This window comes from Pseudoduganella sp. jia 9, from assembly GCF_055502615.1.
On sequence record NZ_JBUPWE010000041.1, the window covers coordinates 1 to 5,066 of the forward strand.

The 5,066-nt window shown below is 61.3% G+C and carries 4 protein-coding genes; 3 read left to right on the top strand and 1 reads right to left on the bottom strand.

Going from position 1 to position 5,066, the window contains the following annotated elements:
• Window positions 1–446: 446 nt before the first annotated feature.
• From ACY34H_RS29990 to ACY34H_RS30000, 3 genes are all read left to right on the top strand, one after another.
• Window positions 447–1,793, top strand: coding sequence for a sensor histidine kinase (locus ACY34H_RS29990; protein ID WP_464981049.1), 1,347 nt, complete (start codon window positions 447–449; stop codon window positions 1,791–1,793).
• Between the two features lie 88 nt (window positions 1,794–1,881).
• The gene (locus ACY34H_RS29995; protein ID WP_464981050.1) at window positions 1,882–2,643 is read left to right on the top strand and encodes a LytR/AlgR family response regulator transcription factor; all 762 of its coding nucleotides are present in this window, start codon (window positions 1,882–1,884) and stop codon (window positions 2,641–2,643) included.
• 94 nt (window positions 2,644–2,737) lie between these two features.
• The gene (locus ACY34H_RS30000) at window positions 2,738–3,550 is read left to right on the top strand and encodes a sensor histidine kinase (protein WP_464981051.1); all 813 of its coding nucleotides are present in this window, start codon (window positions 2,738–2,740) and stop codon (window positions 3,548–3,550) included.
• Between the two features lie 140 nt (window positions 3,551–3,690).
• Here the strand turns inward: ACY34H_RS30000 and ltrA are convergent, their stop codons facing one another.
• Window positions 3,691–5,055: a group II intron reverse transcriptase/maturase gene (gene ltrA, locus ACY34H_RS30005; RefSeq protein ID WP_464977593.1), complete on the bottom strand. Its 1,365-nt coding sequence runs from the start codon at window positions 5,053–5,055 to the stop codon at window positions 3,691–3,693.
• Window positions 5,056–5,066 lie beyond the last annotated feature (11 nt).

Sequence of the window (5,066 nt, forward strand, 5' to 3'; positions counted from 1 at the left end):
AAGCGTTTGATGCTATATATTTTGAGCTTCCGGACCGAAGTCCGGGGCACATCACATCAAACGCCCACACTTATCGACTGTTGATTGTTAAAGAATTCTGCCCTTGAAGGCTTGCTGCGGATCCCTTGGACCCGGCGACAAATCGTTGTGTTTGTCAGCAGCAGAGAAGCGAGATTATCGGGTGTTTCGTGCGATTCGTCAAGCTTCTCATCTACTCACATCAACTTGCTTGTTTCACTTTCGTGACAGCTGCGTTGCTGCGAGGGACAGAACTATAACAACGCATCTGCTGTCGCGCAAGTGCTTTTTTGCACCATCCGGCCATCCTTCCCGTGCCCGTTCCAGCCCTGCGATTGCGCAGACTGTCGCACGGCCCTCGCGCCGGTGGACAGTTTTGCGTAACGTTATCTACACTTGCTGCCCTATATAGAGAACGGAAGCCCTCGATGTTCCCCACGCCGAAAATACAAGAGATCCTGAAGACTGTCCTGGCCTCGCTGCACACGGGATTCGATCGGACCGCCACTTGGGTGACCCAATTGTCGTGGTGGAAGTTCTTCCTGTTTGCCGCACTGGCGCTGATCGCGGCGTCGATCCTGCAGGACGAACTGTTCTCGCCGAATATGGACGAAGATGTCGTCATTCGATCGCACAATCGCCCGAGTGCCGGCAGCGATACCAGCATCGTCATCGATGACAGCGGCATTCATTTCAATCCCCGTGGGGGCAAGCTGCGCAATCCGGCACCGCCAGACGTTCCTGACGCCCCCGAAGCTGCTGAAGCCCCGGAGGCCGCCGAACCGCCAGCTGCTCCCGAGGCCCCGGAAGCCCCGGAAGCCGGCAATGCTGCACCCGCCGCTCCCGCAAAACCCGCCGCTCCGCCGGCAAAAGCCCGGACAGCCCCGGTCATCACCGCGCTTCCTGGCGAAGAGGTACACATCGAGCTGCCGCCGCAGATCGGCGAAGAACTGTCCAACGCGCTTGAAGAAGCGGTCGATAATGCGGCGGAAGAAAAAGTATCGCGTTATCACCAGCAGGCGTCGACGTGGTTCCAGAGCTTTATATTCCTGCTCGTGCTGACCCTGTTCGGGATGAAGGCGCTGATGGGCGGGAAGAAAAGAGCCGAAGCGGAAACACAGACCGCCAACGCCGCCGCCGAGCGCGCCGCCATGCAGCGCCAGCTGTCCGAGGCGAAGATGCAGATGATGCAGGCCCAGGTCGAGCCGCACTTCCTGTTCAACACGCTTGCTTCGGTCGAGCACCTGATCGAAACCGATCCGCCGCGCGCCTCGGCGATGCAGCGCAGCCTGATCAAGTACTTGCGCGCGGTGCTGCCCCAGATGCGGGACAACACGCTGATCACCAACCTCGGCCGTGAAGCGGACATGGTCCTTGCCTACCTGGCATTGCTGAAAATGCGGATGGAAGAACGGCTGACGATCGACTTCGACATCCCCGACGGCCTGCGTAGTGCGGCATTTCCGCCGATGATGCTGCAATCGATGGTGGAGAACGCCATCAAGCACGGACTGGAGGGCAAATCCGAAGGCGGCACCCTGAAGGTGCGCGCGGATGTGGCGCACAGCAAGCTGCGTGTGATCGTTGCCGATAACGGCCTCGGCTTCGGCGCCAAGCCCAGCGACGGCACCGGCCTGGGCTTGATGACGATTCGCGAGCGCCTGAAACTGCTGCATGGCGATGCTGGCCAGCTGCGCATCGAGCCGAACCAGCCGAGCGGCGTGATCGCCACGATCGAAGTGCCCTACCAGCTTTCCGACGCGGCACGCAAATAAGGCAAAATCCCGCCGCACTGCGGAGGCATTGCGCGGGGCACCGATTCATTGAATAATTGGCACCCTCTGCCTCTTATTCCTGCGAACCATGCCTACCGCGATTTTAGCCGACGATGAACGTTTGATGCGCGACCAGCTGCGCATGCGCCTGGGCCAGGTATGGCCGGAGCTCGAGATTGTAGGCGAAGCAAAGAACGGCGACGAAGCCATCGAGCTCGTCGACGAGCTGAAGCCGGACTTCACCTTTCTCGACATCCGCATGCCCGGCAAGACCGGCATGGAAGCCGCGGCGGTCATCGGCAACAAGAGCCATGTCGTGTTCGTGACGGCCTACGACGCGTACGCGGTGGAGGCCTTCGAGCGCGGAGCCGTCGATTACGTGCTCAAACCGCCGGAGCAGGAGCGGCTGAAGATCACCGCGGAGCGCCTGAAGGACAGGCTGAACAAGCCGGCCGGCGACGTCAATGCCAGCGTGACCGCCATGCTGTCGCAACTTGCGGAAAAGATCGCCGCGCCGAAGCCGAAGTTCCTGCAATGGATCCAGGCCAGCATCGGCCAGGATCTGCGCATGATTCCCGTCGAGGAAATCCTGTTCTTCCGTTCGGACGAGAAATATACCTGCGTGCAAACCGACAAGTTCGAAGCACTGATCCGCAAGCCGGTGCGCGACCTGGCCGACGAGCTCGATCCATCGCTGTTCTGGCAGATCCACCGCGCCACACTGGTGAACGTGAACGCGATCGAAGGCGTAACGCGCGATATCCGGGGCCGCCACCTGGTGATGGTCAAGGGCCGGCCGGAGAAGCTGGAAGTCAGCCGCAGCTTCCTGCACCTGTTCAAGCAAATGTAAAGCTGCCGGCGCAGTTGCGCCACATCAATCCTTCCGAGCCCGGCTGTATTAGGGTTTTCGGACGGCTGTCCGCTATCAGCCGAAGCGAGAACCGATGTCCATTCCACGACCATTACTGGTGGCTGCTCTGCTCATTGCCGCACGGCTTGCCTGGCCGGTTGCAGCACGGCCGGCCACGTTCGCCGAGCAGCGCGAGGCCGATGCCCGTGCGAGCATGGCCGGGCGTCGCGCTACCGACTATGCACTGGAGAACATCCGCGAAGAAGAACGCACCCACATTGCGCGCGAGCTGCACGACGACCTGGGCCAGTTGCTGGCCACGTTGCGCGTGGACATGAGCCTGCTGATGCAGCAACCGGTTGCCGACCAGGCCACGCGCGATCTGCTTGCCGGCATGGACGGGCGGCTGCTGTCGGCGATCACGTCGCTGCGGCGCATCGCCAGCAATCTGCGCCCGCATGCGCTCGATGAAGGTGGCTTGTATTTCGCACTGCAATCGCTGCGGCACGAATTCGAGGAACGGCATGGGGTCGCCTGCGAACTCCTCGGCCGTGAAGACGAACTGGTATTGAACGACCGCTACAGCACGGCGATCTTCCGCATCGTGCAGGAATCGCTCACGAACATTGCACGGCACGCGCACGCCCGGCGGGTGCGCATCGCACTGCGCCGGCATAACCTGACGCTGTACCTGACGATCGAGGACGATGGCCGCGGCATTGCCCAGGCCGACATGGAAAAGCCCTCATCGTTCGGCCTGCTCGGGATGCGCGAGCGTGTGTGGGCGATCCGTGGCGATATCTCCATCGCCGGCAGTCACCGCGGCACGCGAATCGAGATACGCCTGCCGTTACCGGGCGATGCCATCGACATCGGCAAACTGCCGGAGCTGAAACGTTCTACCTGAGCTGCCTTCCAACATGACCGGCGCCATCAAGAGCCGCGGCCTGGCGACGGCGATCGGCATAGGGGGCAGCTAATGTAAGCTGCGCCCCTGCCACACCACCCGGCATGCGGGTCCGCACCGGGCGGTTCGAGTAGTTGAGGTCAGGACAGGCGTGGTACGCCAAGCCGGTCGAAATAAGCGATCGTGAGGACTGTTTTCAGCAACCGATCAGCGTTTCGCCACCAGCATCGGCTGCTAGCGGCTACCCGCTTCGCAACCGTTTCCGACGCCCCTAGATTGCGCAATTCCCGATACATGGTTTTTCCACGCTTCCAGTGCTTGAGCTGGATCGCTCTCAGCCTGTGGCGCAGCCACTCATCGAGTTTCCGCCAAACCTTCGGCGTTTGAGCCAGCTTGAAGTACCCTTTCCAGCCAAGCATGTAGCGGCGCAGGTTGTCGACGACTTGTGCCATGCTTTTGCCGCCAGAGCGCCACGTCAATTCCCGAATACGCTGCTTGAATGTTGCCAGCGGCTTATCCGCGACCTTGAGTTTGACGCCACTGCGATCAGCCCAGAGGCTGTAACCGAGGAATTTACGACCAAAGGCGCTACCCACCGCACTCTTGCCTTCGTTGACCACGAGGTGCAACTTGTCATAGAGACGGCGCAGCAACGCCATCACCCGCTCGCCAGCATGCTTGCTGCGCACGTAGACGTTCGCATCATCGGCATAGCGCGCAAAGCAATGGCCGCGACGTTCCAGTTCCTTGTCCACTTCATCGAGCAGGACGTTGGCCAGTAGCGGCGACAGCGGCCCGCCTTGCGGCGTCCCCTCGTTCCGCGACTGCACCACGCCATGGTCCATGATGCCGCTGTTCAGATAAGCGCGGACCAGCCAGATTACTCCAGCGTCATTGATGCGTTTCCGTAGGCGGTCGATCAGGATGTCGTGGTTGACCCGGTCGAAGAACTTCGACAGGTCCACGTCCACTACGATCCGTCGTCCCGACTGGACATACGCCCGAGCGGCAAGTACCGCATCCTGCGCACGCCGACCGGGACGAAAACCGTAGCTGTGCTCGCTGAAAGTGGGGTCAAGAATCGGTTGCAGCACCTGGAGCAGTGCTTGCTGGATCAGCCGATCCGTCACCGTCGGGATGCCGAGCTCACGCTCGCCACCGTCGGGCTTCGGGATCGTCACCCTTCGTACCGGGCGGGGCCGGTACGTCCCTGCCAGCAGTTGTTCGCGTATTTCCGGCCAGGCGACGGCCAGATAGCGCGAGGTTTCGTCAATGTCCCGACCATCCACCCCGGCTGCGCCCTTGTTGGCACGCACACGCTTGAACGCCTGCAGCAGATTTTCCCTTCTCAGCGCTGCTTGCAGCAGCGCCGATCCTGCGTTTCCTGACACATGTCGCGGACCACAGGCTTCGTCGCTGGAAGTTGCAGCCAAGGCTTCACCCTGACCTACGGCCTCCCGCCCCGCTGACGCGGGCATCTGACGCATTGCCTGTTGTATCGACATGCCGGAAAAAA

What these genes read in the sequence shown, in the direction of transcription:
- ltrA (WP_464977593.1), bottom strand. Translation starts at nt 5,055, where the DNA reads ATGTCGATACAACAGGCAATGCGTCAGATGCCCGCGTCAGCGGGGCGG.
- ACY34H_RS29995 (WP_464981050.1), top strand. Translation starts at nt 1,882, where the DNA reads ATGCCTACCGCGATTTTAGCCGACGATGAACGTTTGATGCGCGACCAG.
- ACY34H_RS29990 (WP_464981049.1), top strand. Translation starts at nt 447, where the DNA reads ATGTTCCCCACGCCGAAAATACAAGAGATCCTGAAGACTGTCCTGGCC.
- ACY34H_RS30000 (WP_464981051.1), top strand. Translation starts at nt 2,738, where the DNA reads ATGTCCATTCCACGACCATTACTGGTGGCTGCTCTGCTCATTGCCGCA.